The 19993-nt window shown below is 47.2% G+C and carries 16 protein-coding genes; 5 read left to right on the forward strand and 11 right to left on the reverse strand.

Annotated elements, in window-relative coordinates; genetic code table 11:
* Window positions 1-9 precede the first annotated feature (9 nt).
* Window positions 10-2322: a carbohydrate-binding domain-containing protein gene (locus BS614_RS01830; protein WP_074092741.1), complete on the forward strand. Its 2313-nt coding sequence runs from the start codon at window positions 10-12 to the stop codon at window positions 2320-2322.
* A gap of 110 nt (window positions 2323-2432) precedes the next feature.
* On the opposite strand, the gene BS614_RS01835 is transcribed toward BS614_RS01830, so the two are convergent.
* The 4 genes from BS614_RS01835 to BS614_RS01850 all read right to left on the reverse strand — a co-directional run bounded on the left by BS614_RS01835 (window position 2433) and on the right by BS614_RS01850 (window position 5841).
* The gene (locus tag BS614_RS01835; RefSeq protein ID WP_074092742.1) at window positions 2433-3842 is read right to left on the reverse strand and encodes an MDR family MFS transporter; all 1410 of its coding nucleotides are present in this window, start codon (window positions 3840-3842) and stop codon (window positions 2433-2435) included.
* 153 nt (window positions 3843-3995) lie between these two features.
* Complete coding sequence (locus BS614_RS01840) at window positions 3996-4460, reverse strand: MarR family transcriptional regulator (RefSeq protein WP_074096644.1); 465 nt, start codon at window positions 4458-4460, stop codon at window positions 3996-3998.
* Window positions 4461-4564: 104 nt separating this feature from the next.
* The gene (locus BS614_RS01845; protein WP_074092743.1) at window positions 4565-5143 is read right to left on the reverse strand and encodes a class I SAM-dependent methyltransferase; all 579 of its coding nucleotides are present in this window, start codon (window positions 5141-5143) and stop codon (window positions 4565-4567) included.
* A 26-nt stretch (window positions 5144-5169) separates the two neighbouring features.
* A complete protein-coding gene (locus tag BS614_RS01850) occupies window positions 5170-5841 on the reverse strand; it encodes an FHA domain-containing protein (RefSeq protein ID WP_036671661.1) in 672 nt (223 codons plus the stop codon).
* Window positions 5842-6074: 233 nt separating this feature from the next.
* On the opposite strand from BS614_RS01850, the gene BS614_RS31345 reads away from it, so the two are divergent.
* Complete coding sequence (locus tag BS614_RS31345; protein ID WP_017691624.1) at window positions 6075-6230, forward strand: hypothetical protein; 156 nt, start codon at window positions 6075-6077, stop codon at window positions 6228-6230.
* Between the two features lie 413 nt (window positions 6231-6643).
* Here the strand turns inward: BS614_RS31345 and BS614_RS01855 are convergent, their stop codons facing one another.
* The gene (locus BS614_RS01855; protein WP_074092744.1) at window positions 6644-9232 is read right to left on the reverse strand and encodes a DUF2339 domain-containing protein; all 2589 of its coding nucleotides are present in this window, start codon (window positions 9230-9232) and stop codon (window positions 6644-6646) included.
* Between the two features lie 189 nt (window positions 9233-9421).
* On the reverse strand, window positions 9422-10465 hold the full coding sequence (locus BS614_RS01860; protein WP_340028094.1) for an LCP family protein: 1044 nt from the start codon (window positions 10463-10465) through the stop codon (window positions 9422-9424).
* A gap of 112 nt (window positions 10466-10577) precedes the next feature.
* On the opposite strand from BS614_RS01860, the gene BS614_RS01865 reads away from it, so the two are divergent.
* The gene (locus BS614_RS01865; RefSeq protein ID WP_074096645.1) at window positions 10578-11552 is read left to right on the forward strand and encodes an aldo/keto reductase; all 975 of its coding nucleotides are present in this window, start codon (window positions 10578-10580) and stop codon (window positions 11550-11552) included.
* A gap of 144 nt (window positions 11553-11696) precedes the next feature.
* Here the strand turns inward: BS614_RS01865 and BS614_RS01870 are convergent, their stop codons facing one another.
* The 3 genes from BS614_RS01870 to BS614_RS01880 all read right to left on the reverse strand — a co-directional run bounded on the left by BS614_RS01870 (window position 11697) and on the right by BS614_RS01880 (window position 13362).
* Complete coding sequence (locus BS614_RS01870) at window positions 11697-12158, reverse strand: MarR family winged helix-turn-helix transcriptional regulator (protein WP_074092746.1); 462 nt, start codon at window positions 12156-12158, stop codon at window positions 11697-11699.
* A gap of 134 nt (window positions 12159-12292) precedes the next feature.
* On the reverse strand, window positions 12293-12970 hold the full coding sequence (locus BS614_RS01875; RefSeq protein WP_017691614.1) for a TIGR00266 family protein: 678 nt from the start codon (window positions 12968-12970) through the stop codon (window positions 12293-12295).
* On the reverse strand, window positions 12967-13362 hold the full coding sequence (locus BS614_RS01880; protein ID WP_017691613.1) for a winged helix-turn-helix transcriptional regulator: 396 nt from the start codon (window positions 13360-13362) through the stop codon (window positions 12967-12969). The genes BS614_RS01875 and BS614_RS01880 overlap by 4 nt, the downstream gene beginning before the upstream one ends.
* 164 nt (window positions 13363-13526) lie before the next feature.
* Between BS614_RS01880 and BS614_RS01885 the strand changes: the two genes are divergently transcribed.
* On the forward strand, window positions 13527-14741 hold the full coding sequence (locus BS614_RS01885) for an MFS transporter (protein WP_074092747.1): 1215 nt from the start codon (window positions 13527-13529) through the stop codon (window positions 14739-14741).
* A 196-nt stretch (window positions 14742-14937) separates the two neighbouring features.
* Window positions 14938-15795 (forward strand): aldo/keto reductase, encoded by an 858-nt coding sequence (locus BS614_RS01890; RefSeq protein ID WP_074092748.1) that lies wholly within the window; start codon window positions 14938-14940, stop codon window positions 15793-15795.
* A gap of 154 nt (window positions 15796-15949) precedes the next feature.
* Here the strand turns inward: BS614_RS01890 and BS614_RS01895 are convergent, their stop codons facing one another.
* Together BS614_RS01895 and BS614_RS01900 are read right to left on the reverse strand one after the other, a co-directional pair.
* On the reverse strand, window positions 15950-18049 hold the full coding sequence (locus tag BS614_RS01895) for a glycosyl hydrolase family 18 protein (RefSeq protein WP_074092749.1): 2100 nt from the start codon (window positions 18047-18049) through the stop codon (window positions 15950-15952).
* A complete protein-coding gene (locus BS614_RS01900; protein ID WP_074092750.1) occupies window positions 18050-19621 on the reverse strand; it encodes a chitinase in 1572 nt (523 codons plus the stop codon).
* Window positions 19622-19993: the final 372 nt, after the last annotated feature.

Genomic DNA, 19993 nt, shown 5'->3' on the forward strand with positions numbered 1-19993 from the left:
AAGATCTATATGAAGAAGAAAATGATAACAGGTAGCAAACTTTGGTCTATCGCCATGATTACCAGCCTACTCGCAGCATGCAGTTCACCAGCAACCACAAGCTCAACAGCCAATGCCGCAACGTCAACGACAGGAACAACCAAAACGGTATCTGTCAGCGAGCAAACTTCTGTAAAATACGCGGATCTGGTCTCTCTGGATGCTGACGATACCAACATTAGCTGGAGTGAGGCAGATTCCACAGCGATTAAGCTGAATGGCACAACTGCAACGGTGACCGGTTCGGGCGCTAAAGCCGCGAATGGTTCGGTAACCATCTCGGAAGCAGGCACTTATGTACTTAGCGGTGAGCTAACGGACGGCCAGATCGTGGTTAACGTTGCCGATAAGGGTACTGTGCATCTCGTATTAAACGGAGCAACGATCCATGATAACGACAGCGCCGCAATCTACATTCAGAAGGCTGGTAAAGCGGTAATTACGCTCGAAAAAGGAACAAAAAATACCGTTTCCGATGGTAAAACATATGTCTACGCCGACGCTACGACAGACGAGCCCGATGCTGCGATCTTCAGCAAAGCGGATCTTACATTCAACGGTGCAGGTCAATTGACCGTTACAGGTAACTATAATGAAGGTATTACGAGCAAGGATGATCTGAAAATCATTAGTGGTAACATCAGTGTCAAAGCAGCCGATGACGGTATCAAAGGTAAGGATATGGTCGCCATTCAAGCAGGTACGATTACCATTGAATCCGAAGGCGACGGCATCAAATCGACCAATGACACGGATACCACTAAAGGCTACGTTGCTATCGCTGGAGGTACTTTCGATATTCAGAGTGGCAATGATGGTATTCAAGCCGAAACCGCACTCGTGGCAGATGGCGGCACTTACAACATTGTAACAGGCGGCGGTAGCGCCAATGCACCAGCCAAAGTAGAAGAAGGTCCATTTGGCGGCGGTGGCGGTGGATGGGGTGGCGGAACACCTCCAACCGATATGGGCACACCACCGGATGGCGAACCTCCTGCAGATATGCCGGAGATGCCTACTAACAGCGGTACGAATACAGGTGCTACTACAAACGGCGCAGCAGCATCCAACTCTGCCAACACAACAACAACAACAACAACGGATAACAATGCTGATGCGGACACTGCAACAACAGCAACCGAGTCCACAAGTGCCAAAGCATTCAAAGCAGGTACAGACCTTACGGTTAATGGCGGTACGTATACCATTGATTCCATGGATGATTCCCTGCACAGCAACAATAACGTGACCGTTAACGACGGAACACTCAACATTGAATCTGGTGATGACGGCATTCATGCCGATCAGGCCCTGACGATTAACGGCGGAAAAATCACGATTGCGAAGAGCTATGAAGGACTTGAAGGTGCAATGATCACCCTGAACGATGGGGATGTAGATGTAACGGCATCCGATGATGGCGTCAATGCTGCAGGTGGCGAGACGGAAACAGCTGCGAATACAGCGGCAAGTACAGATAGCGCGACTACAGCAACCGATGCAACAACGACATCGAACATCTCTGTAACCGAAACGACAGGCACAACATCAACTACCGATCAGGCATCCCAAGGTACAGCTGCTGATCAGCAAGGACGTGGACCGGGCGGTATGGGTGGTGCAGCAGCAAGCAATAACGAGTTCCACATTAACGGCGGTTCCCTCACCGTGAACGCAGGTGGTGACGGACTGGATTCCAATGGTTCCATCAACATGACTGGCGGAACGGTTATTGTGAACGGACCAACGGATAGCGGCAACGGAGCATTGGATTATGACGGTACATTTGAAATCAGCGGTGGATACCTCGTGGCTGCCGGAAGCTCTGGTATGGCACAAGGAACATCCAATGCGTCTACGCAAAATACCATTGTGATGACGTTCCCTGCAACACAAAAGGCTGGAACACTTGTACATGTACAAGACAGCGAAGGCAACAACATCCTGACCTTTGCTCCGGCAAAAGATTATCAAACCGTGGTTGTCAGCTCCCCGGATCTGAAAAAAGATGGCTCCTATGTGATCTACTCCGGTGGTACGTCTACAGGTAAAGCGGTGGATGGACTCTACACAGACGGTACCTACAGTGGCGGAACTCAAGTAGTTGCATTCCAATCGACCAGTAATGTGACTTGGGTGAATGAATCTGGTGTAACCACAGCCAATACAGGTATGGGCGGTCCTGGTGGCGGCGGTGGACAAGGTGGATTCGGAGGCGGCAGAAACAGATCCCAATCGGGTACAACCTCCGACAGCACAGGCACTACTGATTCTGCAAAATAATCATAATTTGTAGTTAAGTGTATAATAAGAAGCACTAGGTCCCGAAATCACGATAACAGTGAATTCGGGGCCTAGTGCTTTTATTTTTCAGGAAGAACATGAGTAACTGTTCATGCGTTCCTTTTATTTGTAAGATACAAACTAGGGATTAGAATAATTACAAGAATAACGCTGGATAATAGAAATCCAGCATGGTACCCCTTCAACTCATTTATGACCGTTGGTTGCAACCCTTGTATGACCGTTGCAACAACCGTTGCGATAATAGCTGAGCCAAAGCTTGAACCAAGATTCTCAATCATATTAATGCCCACACTCGCTTCGGGGAGCTGTGTGCTATCAAGCCCGGTGTATGCTTCACTTGTTAACGGCAGACTAATTCCTCCAATACTCGCACCACGAATTAACAATATAACGGAGATCCAGATCATACTTGTTTTATCAGAGATAAAAATAAGCGGAATTGAACCAATGAGAGAAAGAAATAAACTGACGATCACTACATATTTGGGTCCAATTTTATCAATCATTTTTCCAAGTAAAGGCCGAGTAACAAGCATCCCAACCCCTTGTGGGATAAGAGCAACTGCTGTTTCAATCGCCGTAAAATGGCGAAAGTTTTGAAAGAATAGCGGGAGGATTAACATCGGGCCCATAAGAGCAATATTTGCCATGAACAAGCCGGCGCTTGAAGCAGCAAAACTTTTATAAGTAAACAAACTCATGGGCAGGACCGTTTGATTCTTGCGAATGAGATTATAAACCATATATATGACAGCCAAACCCACACCAATACCCACCCATAAGATCGTTTCATTATTGTTAAACGTAGCATGTTCCGCAGCTCTCGTTATCCCGTAGATTAAAGCCCCGCTCATGGAAGACAAATTAATAATGCCAAACAGATCAAGCTTATTCTCTTTGTTGAAAGGTTCAAAGTCAGGAATTGTTTTCATCATTACTGGCGCAGCAATCAACACGATAAACACGTTAATGAAGAAAATCCATTGCCAGGATGCCACCTGAACGATGAATCCTCCAAGGACTGGACCCAGAATAGGGCCGAAGATCATAGGCGTACTTACGATGGCCATCACTTTTCCCAAGTGATCTTTCCCTGCCGTTTTCACCAAGAGGGTAAACATGAGGGTCGTAATCACCCCTGCGCTGAACCCTTGAAGTAAACGAAAGAAGATAAAACTCGAAATGTTCCAGCTAACACCTACTAAACAAGAAATAACTCCAAAGAGGATAACAGCGCCGATGAAAATCTTCTTGCTATTAAACTTGTTCATAAGCCAACCGGAGATGGGAACTGCCATGGCAAGAGCAAGAATATAGCCTGTAATGGCCCATTGAATAATGGTCAAAGTTGTATTGAAATCATGTGTTAATTGATCTATGGCAATATTCACCATGGTAGAGTCAAGCAAAGGTGCAATGGCTCCAAGAGCTATAGCCCAGGCTGCAATGAGCACCTCTTTGGGTAATTCAGTGGTTTTGACGTTTTCTTTAGTCATATGTGTCTCCTCTTTGTATTATTGTTTCCTATTCAACAAAAAATGTAACTCTTTTTAGTTTCCTTGTCAACAATAATTATTCAAATAAAAAAGCAACCTACCCTCGATTAGAGTAGGTTGCTTTTTGTGTTACTCTTAATTACACACATTTATCTAAATGTCCAAACCCTGTTTCTTTATCTCTGCGTCCAAATGTTTGCTGTATTGCTCCATAAACCTGAGCATTCCCTCCAATTGCGCTTCGGTTACCTGCTCAAACACAGCCTGATCCCGCTTTTGAAATTCTTGGTGAAGTTCCTCGTGAATACCGAATACAACGGCCCCTTTCTCGGTCAGTCTGAAATAGACCTCTTTCTTGTTATCCGGCTTCTGGTAGACTTCAATCAATTTTTTTTCGATAAGTTTCTTCGTCAATTTACTTATGGCACCCTTGGTCATATACAGCGACTCTGCAAGCTTTGTCACATTGGGATCGATATTCTTTCCAATATATTCAATGCAATGAACTTCGGAAGACTTATAACCACGAAGACTGGCTTCCATCTTCGACTTGTTAATCCAGACCATTTTATTAAATAATTCTCTGAAATGATCAGTCACTTGTTCTTGTTTATTCATAGCTATATACACCCCACGTGAGTTATAACATGCATTGAAAAAAAGCAGAAACATGAGGGTCTCATTCCTCCGGTTTCTCCTGTCTCCAATCATAAGCTTCTTCATTAAAAAGCATACACATACACTTTGGTACGTAGGGCATCTCGACATGTTATTGTGCGTAGCGGTTCCTTGCCCGGCAGGGCAAAACAGATACTAATCACCTTGGCACCCGGCGGAAGCTCCCGACTGAACTTGTCCAGAAGTCGGGTCATCGCTCCCGGAAACAGATAACAGATCACACAATCCGCATGTTCATAGGAACTGGTGTAGATATCCCCGCGCATGAAGCGCAGTCTGCCCTTGAGAGAGTGCTTGTTTCCCTTGGCTCGACGTAAGCGAACACTGAGATAGGCAATTATCTGGGAAGACCATAAGGGGATTCTCGAATTCTCAATCCCGGTCAGCCGTTTACCAGGGCAATGCCTTACAACATCCATTCCCAATGTACCCCATCCGGAGCCGGCTTCGAGCACATCCCCGTACCCTGGAATACGGTTTACCTCCTGAATGACCACCTGTCTGACACGACTGGATGTGGGCATCGGGGAGATCCCGTTTTTCCAACTGACAAGTACGATGGATATGACACATATCAATGTCACCACGGCAATAAGCCATGGAATCAGGTAAATGATGAACATGAACTCATCCCTTTGTTATCACTCATTCATTCCGGCACATGAGACTTCATATATACACCCTTTTTATAAACGGACTTGATGGTAAAGTGTACACCCAGCTTACGATTCGTCCGATAGATTAGCGAGTTAATCTCGTCAATCCCTACCGCTTCACTCTCCAGCATACTACGCTCCGGCCACACCTGAGCCACAATTTGTTCCCTTGTCACAAAGTGGTCCAGTTGACTATACAGCAGCTTGAACAGCTGATACTCCTTCTTGGACAGCGGAATCTCCACTTCGCCGATCTGTACGGTTTGCAGGTGATCCAGTAAACGTACGCCCTCACCCAGCAGATCCGACACCCGATATTCCCTCGTCTCTCCAAGATCGCCTTCCGTGCGAAGCTGAATCAAGCCGTTGACCAACGTCAGGCTGTCTCCTTCGCCAAACGGATATTTCTCATAAGGAACGAGGCGCTGCCCGTTCAGTTCGGTTCCATTTTTGCTATCCAGATCCTCGATCCATAACTGTTGCTGTACATCATAATGAATGCGGCAATGCCGCTTCGATATCATCTGATTATAAACAGACAAGTCCAATTCACTACCGCCTGTATAACGTCCCACCGTAATGGAGCGACCCTGGCTTACATAAGCGAATGAGCCGTCACTTTCCTGTCCTGGCGTACGAATGACGATTTTTGCCGTCTCCCGCATGTTATTCTCCCACCTTCAATGATCACTCACTCGATCTCTATAAACATTTTGTAACAATAATGATAAAATCATCAGATTTGTTCCATTGTTTGCACCGCTATAGTTCAATATAGTGGTATACAGGAACGATTTATGTTCGGTTCTACTCACTCTACTATACCAGACGTTGTGCTTTTTTTCTCATGACGGCCGGATGTCAACTTTAGCTCATTCAACAAGAGAGGTACCTTCTAATGAACAAAAAAAATATTTTCATATACGTGTTGCTCGCCTTTGCCCTGTCCATGACATTAACCGTGCTCTCCCGTATGAACGATGATGGCGGAGAATCACTGAAAGGCACATCAGCTGCCGAAACCTCATGGTTACAAATGAAAATCCAGCCCTAGTCTACTCTATTATAACGTGATCTCCGCGCAAAACGTTTCACGAATGTCATATTAGGCGAAGCCATAGACTCACATCAATAAGGCCCCAGATTGCTGGTAACAGCAGCCCGGAGCCTCATTTTAATCCAAAAAATCTATACTACACAAAAGATCGTCTATCCGTTTGAACAACACTGATAACGACTTATTTGCCTAAACGAAGTGAAGTGTACAGCGGACATTCCACCATCTCACCCGCACTCACGTCAATGCCGCTTCTTTTTGGCGCCAAATTTCCTCCAGCCATACACGACAAGAGCTACAGGGCCAGCAATCCATAACAGTTGCCAAAGCATAATTTTCAGGTCGAATCCCATCTTACGAATCCCTCCCCATATGATCGCAAAGGTAACTACAATCGTTCAAAACCCAAATCAATCTTGGTCTTCCTCCGGCACAGTCGGCTCGTCGTCAGGCTTCGCTGTCACTCTGGACTGTACTTCCTCCATCCGGCTGGACACCTTCTGATACAGGTAAGAGATCCCAAGCAATAGAACGCCGAAGCTGAAATAGGCAAAGATTTTGCTACCTGAGGTGAGCATCCCCACATCATAGAACACCATCTTCCCCGTAGCGAACATCGTTAGTCCTAGGCCCAGACGCCGAATCATGACATATTTTCTACGGAATCCATAGGCAATATAGAGAATCGCGAGCAGCAGATAGATCAGGCTGAACATCAGCCCCATATCGCCCCATTGGAACTGAATCGTCAGGAAGACGGTGATGACACCCAGCAGATACACCCCTGCGATAACCGGGTACCATTCAATGCTCTTGAACTGCCCGCGGATGCCTGCAATCAGCAGATCCCTTCCTGCAAAAAATACCCCTACGTTAAAGATAATTAGCACCAGCAAACCAACAATCTCCGCCGCTGTATGCTGTTGAACTTCCGGCTGAAGCGCTGGCATGGTTAAGGTTACGGCCAGTGCAATACAGCAGCCAATGGCATGCAAGAAGGTGGTATACACCTGCACGTATCGATCACGCAGCAGATTCACCTTGTTCAGTCCATAGGCCAATGCAATGGTGAGCGCTGCGAACATGAGTAACTTGTAGAACATGTATAACAGGAACGTCCCATCGACAGCTCTGGTATACAATTCATTCGACTCATACAGCACGTATAACCACAGATTCGCAAGTGTTACATACTTGAATCCGTTTAGGAAACCCAGCTCCAGCGGGCTGTATTGGAATCTCTCTCTGGAAGATGAGTTGCTGTGAACAGCCCAGGCATAATACAGTGTAATAAGCAAGGTTCCCAGCGTGATACTGGAGTATTTTAACATGAAGAAAGAACGTTCCCCGATGAAGAATAGCGCCAGCAGATCGTAGTACAAAAAAGTGATTAGACATAGAAGCACGATGCCCCATCCGGCACGTTCCACCGATTTGAGCCGTTTCAGATGTCCAAGCGTAACCAACAAAACCCCTTCGATTAACCAGCCCATCGATAACCACTTGGCCCCGAATTGGAACGGAATAATCAGAATGGCAAAGGTCAGGGAAGTGACATAGAAGAGTAATATCGTCTGTTTCTCCTGAGCCATATGGCGCTGGACGAATCGTGCGAGGCCCAGATACACCACGCAGAAGATCAACGCCAGCAAGCCCTGAGCATCATTCCAACCCGCCACATCAAATAACACGTATAACATCAGACAACTAATGCTCGTATTCATGGCGAGTAGAGCGAAATCCCACCAGGTTAACTTCATCCGGTGTTTGAACGGATATGCCAGCGTAATGCCCAGATATAATGCAAACGTCACAATGGAATACAACATGCCAATTTTCTCACTTGGCGACAGCCATAAGAGGATGAGCATGGATGGTGTGTTGAACAGGAAACTGATATAGTGCACCACCGGCCACCGTTTGCCAAACGAAATGAACACAATAATCCCGTTTAAGAGCAGCAGATAGATCATGGCTACATAGACAGCCGGACCTTCAAGTCCGAACGAGAACATGTAGGAGAATAGCGGAAGATATCCGCCCACCAAACCTAGTGAACAGATGGTCTTCGACTGGTATCTCAAGGACAACAAAACGGAGATTGCCGATACCAATACAGACAGGGCAAGTCCCGTATATAACCCGATAATATGCAGTAAAAAGTAACTATAGAAGACGGAGCCGAACAACACGGATATCCCCCCGCCGAGCAGCCCCATCGCAAACGTCTGCCTTTTGCGGCGGAACAGCCACTCTCCTCCGGCGAGCATCAGTGCACCGAGCAGGAAAAAGGCTCCGCTCTTCATCTCGTCATTAAACCAAGTGGAGTACGAATATTGGAATGCTGCTCCAACGCCCAGAATGAGGAGCAAGATGGCTACTTTGTTGATCCAGCTGAGTCCAATCTTCATCTCCATGCGATTCTGCTTGATCCGGCGTTGAATAGTCTCTTCGCTCAAACCTTCCTCCGCCATATGCTCATATCCACGTTCCATGTGCCCACGCAGAGCCTCTTCTCTATCCCGCACAGCTCGTCTGTGCGATTCAATGCGCTCATTCACCTCTGCCGCAAGGTAAGCAATCCTCTCCTTCACCTCGTGGGAGTCCTCTTGCAACTCCTGTGCGGCCTGGTTGTACAGCGCGTTCAGATTGGATTTGGTTCGATGTTCATGGAATGCAATTCGATCATTATGTACCGCTGTTTTCCCTTGAAAATAGGTCTCCATCTTCTCCCGCGATACCCGGATCAAATTCAGCTTCTCATCCAGCATCTGTTCAGATAACGCCATGCGAAGACGTGCATTCTCTTCTTCCATCTTGCGCGAGCGAAGTTCGAGCTGTTGCAGCTTGAGCTTATGAGCTTCATACTGTTCCTGTAACTGTTCATTCTGAACGATCAGGTCATCGGACTGGTATTCCTGGAGCAAGGCGTGATACTCCTTCGCCAACTGTTTCTGCTGCTCCTGAACCTGTTGAAGCCGATCCTTAAACTCCTTCATGAGCTTCCTCCGTTGCTTGATGTTTAATCTTTTCCCTATATTTTACTATATGTATGCCATAAAAAGAGGTTTAAACATTAGATATATCTGTGCAATATTTCATCCGCAGGATCTCAAACGCAAAAAAGCCGGGAAGCAACTGCTTCGCCGGACTTATATTCATATGAGCATTTGCACAAGAATGGATGCTTATGCCGCATCACTCGTCTCTGATTGGTCCGCTGACTCGGGCTCAATTATCTCGGTCGCATCCGGGTCCAGCCAACTGGCGATCATGCCACGCACATACTGCAGATCGTCCTCCGACAGATCGTAGTACCATGTGCCACTGCGCGTTGCACCCTCACCCTTCAGCATGTAATTGCTGATCGTTGGTATGCTATCTTTCATATATAAGGACTCGGCAAATTTCACGATAAAGTCCGAGGTCATGTTGGTTGTAAAATTCGATCCGGCAATCTGGATTACGTCCGGGATCTTGGTCAGATTTTTGACTTCCAGCGCACGATTCATGAAGGCACTTAAAAAAATCCGGTGACGCATCGTCCGATTGAAATCGGAATCTTCCCGGTAACGCACATAACCAAGCGCTTCTTCACCGCTATAGATAGGTTTATTCGCTTCAACAAACAGCTTCTCATGAATTTTGAGTTTGTTCTCAATATTTTTTTTGATCGGCAGTTCAACACCACCCACCGCATCAACAATATCCTTGAGCCCGTTAAAATTAATCGCAGCATAGAAATCCACTTTGTTCCCCAGCAAATTCTCCACCGTATCCATCGCCATCTTGGCTTCACCGTGGGCATACGCTGAGTTGATCTTTGACTTCACATCCCGGCCGACAATCTCGGTATAGGAATCACGTGGAATGGACAGCAGCAGCACTTTATTGTCTTCTGGACGCACGACGGAATAGATGATGGTATCCGAACGGCTTGGTTCGTTATCGCGTTGGTCAATCCCTAGCAGCAAGAGCGAGAACGGGTCCGTATGTTCCACAACAGGGGCATCCTTATCGCCAGCTGGTACAAAGGAGTCATCCAAGGCTTCCTTCACCGTAGCTGAAGCGAACAAATTAAAGGCAAACACGACGAGTTGCTTTTGATAGATAAATCCGAGTCCTCCCAACACAAGCAGCACACTTAGGGTGATGATTAATGGCTTTTTCCATTTCTTATTCGGTTTCTTCGGCTTCCGTCTTGTTAAATGTGCGGCACTGTTTTCCATCATATCTCCTTTAATAACGGGTTCTTAGATTCATTTAACTATATTAATAACACGTTTTCAATAGATTACGTTATAATCTGCATTACATAAATGTACATAAAGGGAGCGATGAATGGTGGAGTATCGACGTTTGGGCGATAGTGGTTTGCGTGTGTCGGCACTGGGGCTTGGCACCAATGCGTTTGGCAAACGCGCGGATGAAGCAACTTCTACCCGCATTATTCATGCAGCAATGGATCAGGGCATCAACTTTATCGATACCGCCAATATCTACGCAGGCACGGAATCGGAACGTATTATTGGACAGGCTCTCACAAGTCGACGGGAAAACGCGGTGCTTGCTACCAAGGCCGGATTACCCCGGCATGATGGTCCCCATGGGCGGGGTTCCTCCCGCTACCATCTGCAACAAGAGCTGGAACATAGCCTGCGGCGTCTGCAAACGGATTATGTGGATCTGTACCAGATCCATACTTTTGATCCGCATACACCGCTGGATGAGACACTGCGCACACTGGATGATATGGTCACTTCCGGCAAAGTCCGTTACATCGGAGCCTCCAACTACGCAGCCTGGGAGCTGATGAAAGCTCTGGGCATCAGTGAACAGAAAGGTTATGTACGCTACATCTCCACCCAAACCAGCTACTCCCTGGCCGACCGTACGCCTGAGTTGGAACTGGTGCCGATGTGTCTCGATCAGGGTGTAGGCATTATCCCGTATTTCCCGCTGGCAGGTGGTATTCTGACAGGTAAATATAACGGACAGACCCGTGTGCCTTCTGGTTCCAGAGCAGACACCGATCCGTCCTTCAACCGTTTCCTGCTGGAGCATAATATCCAACTGAGTGAACAAGTGAGTGCTAAAGCTGCCTCATATGGTTGCTCCCCGAGTGTGCTCTCGCTCGCATGGCTACTGACACGTCCAGCTGTATCCACAGTGATTGTGGGCGCTACACGCACCGAACAGCTGGAACATAATCTGGCTAGTATGGACATGTCACTGCCCGATGAGCTGTTGGCCGATCTGGACCAGATTAGTGACTCTTTCCGTCGCCGCGAACCGTTTGCGTCCTATCGAATCGATTGAGCAACCAAAATAGACCTCCCGACAAGATGAAGTCAGGAGGTCTATTTGTATTTTACCGAGGTGTTATAATTATTAATAATCAGAAAATTTTCCAGTTCCACTACATTCTGTAGTTTAATACATTAAAAAAAGATATATTACGGATCAACTCTCTGTTTTTTGGCGAAGAAACTCTTGCATGATCTCCATATACTCTTCCTTACGATGATCCAAAGTTTCGAAGAATACCTTGTCCGATTCCTCGACAAGATGGATTCCCTCCACAGCCAATCGGGTTCCTTCTTCCGTTGTTGTGATAATATTGGCACGCGTATCTGTCTGATGACGAGCGCGGGTAATTAATCCCCTTTTTTCAAGCGCACGTAGAACCTGAGAAGTCACGTTAACATCCACCTTGGCAAACTGAGCAATTTGAACCTGAGTAACTCCCTTGCCTTCCTCATCGTGTTCATTGAGCCATAAACAGGCGTGCAATAATACAAATTGAGGTTGTGTCAGTTCGAGGGGCTCCAGCACCCTGCGTACTTCCTTTTGCCACATGGCTGTAACCTGCCATAACAGATATCCCGGACTTTCTTGTGCGTTTTTATACCGTGAGCTTGTCATCTCATACCTCCATGATGTGCGACCTTATGCAACAGAATATATACCCGTCAGTCAATGAAGTAAATCCATTATTCATATAACGATGATGGAAACATATCCGTTGCAACTCTGTGTGTTCTTTCTCAAAAAAATAATTAGCGCGCAGGGATAAACTGCTTCACCCATTGTCCGAATCCTTGCGGATTGCGGCTCTGTATAAGAATGGTTCCTTCTCCCCGGAACCGACATACCAGTCCTTCTCCACTTGTAACACTGGATAACCAGCCCTGTGAAGCTTTCTCAATACGGTAATCTACATAATGAGGCCATGCCACCAAATGGGCGTTATCCACGATCATTTCCTCACCTGCTGCCAGATTAATCGCATGGATGGCACCATAGGAAGACAGAAATACAGTTCCACGTCCACTGATCTCAATAATGAAGAAACCTTCTCCCGAAAAGAGACCTTTTTTCAGGTTTTGCATTTTGGTATTCACCTGAATGCCCTCGGTTCCTGCCAGAAATCCATCTTTCTGTACATAGAGTGAATAGGAACCGTCCAATTCAACAGCTTCTACATCACCCATGCTTGAAGGGGAGAGCAGAATCTCTGCCGACCCGCCCGCAGCCGTCAATTCCTGAAAGAAAAACTTCTCCCCGCTCAGCATCCGACCAAACCCGGCAAACATTCCACCTTCTGCTGAACCCTTCAGTTCAACCGTAGGAGTCATGGATACCATCGCACCGCTCTCGGCCTTGAACCGCTCTCCCCGCTGCAAATGTACCTTGAGCATCGCAAAAGCACCATCATATAAAATCTCATAGTTCACGGTTGCACCAGCTCCCTATTGTCAGAGTTAAAATCATTGAGTCCATTATCTTCCAGAACTGCTGATTTGTCTCCGTATTCCTTCACAATATGTTGATCTCCCCAATTACAGAGCGCATTGAGAATTGGTTCAAGACTTCTCCCGTAATCACTCAATTCGTATTCTACTTTGGGAGGGACCTGATTATATACGATTCGGTTTACGATTCCGTCGTTTTCAAGCTCTCTCAGTTGCTGTGTTAACATTTTCTGTGTAATTGCGGGCATAATACGCTTGAGATCACTGGTTCGTCTTTTCCCATGTGTCAGATGACAGAGAATAACGCATTTCCACTTGCCACCGATCACCTCTAAGGTAGCTTCAACCGAGATGTTATATTTTTTTCTAACCATAACTTGCTTCCTCCCTGATGAATTGAATTACATCCGTCGCATGCTGTATAGGCACCAAAAAGTACGTAGGGTACTAAAAAGTACGTACTATTCAATCTATACCGAATAACTCATAATAGCATTTGCCGGTACGTAAATCTACATTCGGGGGAGTTGAGCAAGAAATGTTACAAGATTCAAAGCGCAGCACGTGGGCACTGCTAGCACTGGCCATTAGTGCCTTCGCGATCGGTACCACAGAGTTTATCAGCGTTGGGCTACTGCCCCTCATTGCAGATGACCTGGGCATTTCCGTAACTACAGCGGGACTGACCGTTACTTTATATGCATTAGGCGTTACCTTTGGGGCTCCTGTGCTGACCTCACTGACGTCTACCATATCACGCAAAACGCTATTGCTTGCCATCATGATTGTCTTCATTGCGGGTAACACGATGGCTGCACTATCGACGGGCATCACCATGTTACTCATTGCAAGAGTAGTATCCGCTCTGGCACACGGGGTGTTCATGTCCATTGGCTCCACAATTGCAGCCGATCTGGTGCCTGCAAACCGTAGGGCAAGTGCCATTGCGATCATGTTCTCCGGTCTTACCATTGCCACAGTAACCGGTGTACCTCTCGGTACACTCATTGGTCAACATTGGGGCTGGCGCGCTGCCTTTATCCTGATTGTTGTGGTTGGCATTATTGCAATGATCGGAAACCTGATACTCGTGCCATCCACGTTGAAGCGAGGAACAAGAACGGCAATTCGGGATCAGCTGAAGCTCGTTACAGGTGGACGCTTGCTGCTTGCTTTTGCCATCACTGCCGTTGGGTACGGAGGAACATTTGTAGTCTTTACGTATCTGTCCCCGTTGTTGCATGATATCAGCGGATATTCCGAGAAAACGGTAGCGTTCATTCTGTTGTTGTACGGAATCGCCATTGCTGTTGGCAACATCATCGGCGGCAGAGCAGCCAATCGCAACCCGCTCAAGGCGCTCTTCTACATGTTCATCATTCAGACCATCATTCTCGGCGTGATGTACTTCACCGTCCCGTTTAAGTTGGCAGCACTGCTCACCATTATGGGTATGGGTCTGCTCGCCTTCATGAATGTGCCCGGTCTTCAGATGTACGTTGTAACCTTGGCTGAACGATATGCACCACAGGCCAAGGATGTAGCCTCAGCCTTTAACATCGCCGCATTTAATGCAGGGATCGCTATAGGTGCCTATTTGGGTGGAGTGATCAATGACTCCATTGGTTTGATTCACACGACATGGGTCGGAGCCTTGATGGTTCTCGTTGCTGTAATCCTGACAGCATGGGCTAAAATGCTGGAAAGCAAGGATCAACATGCATCAGTCGAAATGGAGAAAGCTTCGTTCTAATTTCCATTCCGACCATAGGTCTCACTCTTATATATATCAGTTCCAGTCTTCGAGGGGAACCGGTTTCACATGGTATTTTATTATACTATAATACGTTGAACCCAATTTGATCTACTATGATTTAATTTTGTATGATGAAAAAACGAAAATTCAGCTTAAAATCACTGATTTTTACACACTTTAAGGAGGAAATCTCATGACAACAGCTCAAACCGCACAACATTTACAATCCACAGTAACTCTGCATAACGGTGTTTCTATGCCTTGGTTCGGACTTGGTGTATTTAAGGTAGAAGAAGGATCTGAACTGATTGAAGCTGTGAAAAATGCGATTAAACATGGCTACCGCAGCATTGATACTGCTGCAATATACGGCAATGAAGCCGGTGTGGGCCAAGCGATTGCCGAAGCTTTGCAAGAAAACAACCTGAAACGCGAAGAACTGTTTGTTACATCTAAAGTATGGAATGCAGACCTCGGATATGAAGAGACTCTTGCGGCTTTTGATACAACGTTGAACAAACTGGGACTGGAATACCTTGACCTGTATCTGATTCACTGGCCTAAGGCAGGCAAATACAAAGCAGCCTGGAAAGCAATCGAAGAACTGTACGCAGCCGGCCGCATTAAGGCTATTGGCGTAAGCAACTTCCAGATTCATCATCTCGAAGACCTGATGCAGGATGCCAAAGTGAAACCGATGATCAATCAGGTGGAATACCACCCTCGCCTGACTCAGGTTGAGCTTAAGGCTTTCTGTGAAAAACATGGTATCCAGCTTGAAGCTTGGTCGCCTCTGATGCAAGGTCAGCTGTTGGACAACCCAGTACTCACGGCGATTGCTTCAGCCAAAGGCAAATCGGTTGCACAAGTCATCCTGCGTTGGGATCTGCAAAATGGAGTCATTACCATTCCGAAGTCCACCAAGGAAAACCGGATTATCGAGAACGCCTCCATCTTCGACTTTGAACTTTCAAATGAAGAGATGAATCAGATTAGTGCTCTGAACGAAGATGTACGCGTTGGACCTGACCCGGACAACTTCGATTTCTAATGAATATCCTTTTTGGAGCCTGCTTTGTTTGACATAGCATAACGAAAAAACACCGGACCAGGAGCCGGTGTTTTTTCGTTATATTCTCTTCCCTATAGCCAAACCTCGCTAAAACTGCACGCTTCAATTCAAAATGTTGTAATCCATTTTTTAACTATTGAACCTGCCACAATGCAGGGACATTGGATGGTTCCCACCCAGACAAGGATGTGTGGGATTGCAAACATTTATACGTCTTACCGCTATAGGTGACCAGCTGTCCTACAGTATAGGCTGTATTCGCCTGCCAGGCGGAAACGCCCGGATTCGTCGTTCCTGTTGTTGTTTTCACGGTCACCGCGTTGCTCGCAGCAGAACCATTCCCCGCCGCATCCTTTGCTTTCACCGTAAATGTATACGAGGTATCCGCTGCAAGCCCGCTGATCGTTGCTGTTGTTCCGGTCACGGATGTCGCCAGAGCCGTTCCGTTGTACACATCATAACCCGTTACACCCACGTTATCGGTGGATGCCGCCCAGCTCAGCGTTATGCTGGATGTTGTTTGCGCCGTTGATGCCAGGTTCGTCGGTGCAGTTGGCGCTTGCGTATCACCTCCCGGCTGAGTCGTAGTGCTCACGGTTACAACATTACTGGCTGCAGACAGATTGCCTGCGGCATCTTTTGCTTTGATCGTGAAAGTATAAGAAGTACCTGCGGTAAGTCCACTGACCGTGGCTGTTGTTCCTGTGACGGATGTTGCAAGATTACTGCCATGATAGACGTTATAACCGGTAACCCCTACATTATCCGTTGAAGCATTCCAAGCCAGTGTAACCGAGTTTGCCGTCACACCTGTCGAACGGGCATTACCGGGTACGCTTGGCGCCGTCGTATCTGCTGGAGGCACTGTACCTCCGGTAGGCAGATCGGCTTTCAGTTTATTTTGGAGTGTTTTGTTCCGGTCACCGCTAAGTTCCCAGAACATCGCGCCGCCGAGTCCTTTGCTTTTGATATAAGCGGTTTTATATCCAATAGACTCCGCATCGTCATAGCTAATAAATCGCTTGTTGGTCGCATTATAGAGATATGGCACCTTGGCCGTGTCATTCCAGTAACGCGTGTACCCGTTTTTGTTAATGTAATTGGTCTCCAGATCATAGAAATCAAAGGAGCCTGCTTCCCATGTTCCAACGGAAGAACCTCCCGTGCAGGTCTGATACTGACCATTACTCACCTGTGCGCATCCATCCCAGCCACGTCCATAGAACGGAACACCAAGCACAAGTTTAGCGGCCGGTACGCCAGCATTCAAATGCCCTTGTGCTCCGGCAGCCACATTAAATGTATTGGCATCCGGCACCCCAGCAGCCGAAGCCGCAGGGTCATAGTTCAACGGCGCGTTATGCGCGCTGACTTTTTGCCAGGCCCCGTTAAAATCGTATGTCATAATATTAATCCAGTCGACGATGGCAGCTATATTGGCAAGCTCAGTATTCGCAGCATAGGTCGTCGATGCACCGCTTGCAATCGTAAGCAGATACTTCTTGCCGTCCACAGCTCCGGCAGCATCCAGCTTCTCACGGATTTTGCTCAGAAGCAGCGTGTAATTCTGCTTATCCTCAGGACGTTTGCTGTTACCATCAAGTCCGCCTGATACCGGGTACTCCCAGTCCAGATCTACCCCGTCAAAATTGTATTTCCTCAGGAAGTCGACGGCAGAGTTTGCAAATACTTCTCGCGTTGCAGCAGTCGCAGCTACATCAGAGAAGCGGTTGGACCATGTCCATCCTCCCACGGAGATGATTGTCTTCAGATTAGGATTGATCTGTTTCAGCTTGTTAAGCTGATTGATATTGCCTGCAATAGGCTGATCCCACGTATCCCCTGCAAATGTCTTGCCGGTATCAATCCATGGATCGCCAAGCACAATCGTTCCATTTGGTACATTGATTGTCTGACTCTTCTCATTCTGACACGTCCAGGTCACCGGGTTAGGGCCCGAAGGGTCCGGATTTCCATGAATACCGTTCCAGCAAATATCGGCAAACGCATAGTTGATATGCGTGACTTTGGTTGGGTCGATGTCCGTTACATTATAGTTTCTCCCATACGCAGCCCAGGACGGGTAGTAACCAACAATTTTATAAGAATCTGCAGCTGCTGCCGTAGCAGGTTGGAGCACAAAAGAAGGAATAATGACGGATAAGAGCAGGGATAGACCCAGGAGAAACTTCGTGGTTTTCTTGACAGCAGTGTGTTTATTTAAATGTATCATCTAATACACAACCTCCTTTGTCGTTTGCGTACTCAGCCCGTTCAGGAACGGACGATGTGCGCTCGAAAACTGGTTATTTGTATATGCATCCCAGTTGATTGACCAGGTCATAATCCCTTTTATCCCCGCATAGCCCGCAGGCTGGAGCAAGGTATAGGAACCGCCGTATGGCACACCTTTGATCAGGTAATTCAATGCCTTCTGCAGATCGGCTGGCGTTGTATAACCGCCTCCGGCAGCCTGCTGGGAAGCCGGCACACCGATTGCAATCTGATCCGGTCGCAAGGGACTAAAGAATGGGCCTGTGCTGCCGCCTACATGAAAGCCTTGAAGCAGCATCTCCGCCATAGCCACATGGAAATCAGCTGTTCCTTGGGCGTAAGAGCGCCCATCCAGCCCCACCATGGAGCCCGTGTTATAGTGCTGCACATGAAGCAGGGTCAGGTTATTTCGCAAGGCATGGATGACTGGAAGGTATGCTCCCCAAGGACCGCCGTAGCTCAAATATCCACCCTGTACATAGGCCGTCTCCGGCGCAGCCGTCAGGATGAAATTGGCGCCGAAGTGTGACTTAACCGCTTTCACACCTTGGATGAGGTTAACAATTTTCGGTGTAGTTGGACTACGGAAATCGGTATCCCCTGCATTCAGAGACAGCGAGCTTCCTTCCAGATCGATGTCTAGACCATTGAAACCATACGTGGAAATGATTGATTTTAACGAATCTTCGAACTGCTGTCTCTTGATTGCGTCGGTAAGCTCAATGGTACCGTTGGCTCCCCCCATAGAGAGAAGTACTTTTTTTCCCTGGCTTTGAAGGTAGGCAATATCGGATTTGAATTCGGCTACCGTTGCATTGTATGGAGTAAAAGCAAGCGTTCCACTGCCATGTGAAATCGGTTCGGCAAAGGAGACATTAATGACGTCATAGGCTGTTGATACGTTACGAAGTCTGATATTCGTTGAACCATTGTCGAAGTTATGCCAGTAGCCGATCAGCCATTTGCTGCCGGTTGGCCCAGGATTAGAAGATCCATAGGAAGTTGTCACACTGAGGGAGGTGCTCGCAGCGGATATATTGCCTGCGGCATCTTTGGCTTTTACCGTAAAAGCATAAGTCGTGCTGGCTGTCAGTCCCGTGACTACAGCCGTTGTAGTTGAAGCACTTCTCACAAGAACGCCGTTCCGGTACACCTCATACCCCGCTACGCCCACATTATCCGTGGATGCATTCCAGGAAAGACTCACGGAGGTGTCCGTGATGGAGGATGAAGTCAGGCCGGCTGGAAAAGAAGGTGGTGCCGTATCTGGCGTTGGCGTTTCCCCTCCCGAACCTTCCCCGACGTATTTCCACAACGCGGGCACAACAGAGGGCTCCCATCCGGTCAACGCCGTGTGGGCCTGAATACACTCATAATCTTTATTTTGATATGTTACGAGGTCTCCTTTCTTGTATGCGGTGCCTGCCTGCCACTGGGCGGCGGCATCGGCTCTCGGTGCAAACCATGTAATAAGTAGAAGAAATGCCAAAGCAAATGTAATGACCGGGCGGAATCGAACAGCTTGATTCAAGCAAAATCCCTCCTGTACTAAGGATACGTTCACCTTGCAAACAAAACTTCAATTGTCCACCTGCATCTGATCTGTGATCGATTAGAGCCAGCTTCATTCAGCCATCTGATGTTGCGTGTCACTTCACTCCCTTCCCTTACCAAAATGGACCTTCCCTCTCGTGTTATTTTTTTGCAGGCACCATCCAAATTTTACAGGGAATTTACAGATCCTCACCCTGTATTTAATCAGTAAAATGCAAAAGAGATAAGGGATAAAATAGTTCTATTGGGGGCGAAAAATGTAATATAGCGCACAAAAAAGGTTTTCTTTCAACTCCTTAGGAGACTTGAAAGAAAACCTGTGTTAGATATTGCGCAGAGAAGAGGGCGT

This window comes from Paenibacillus xylanexedens, assembly GCF_001908275.1.
Classification (GTDB): Bacteria; Bacillota; Bacilli; order Paenibacillales; family Paenibacillaceae; genus Paenibacillus; species Paenibacillus xylanexedens_A.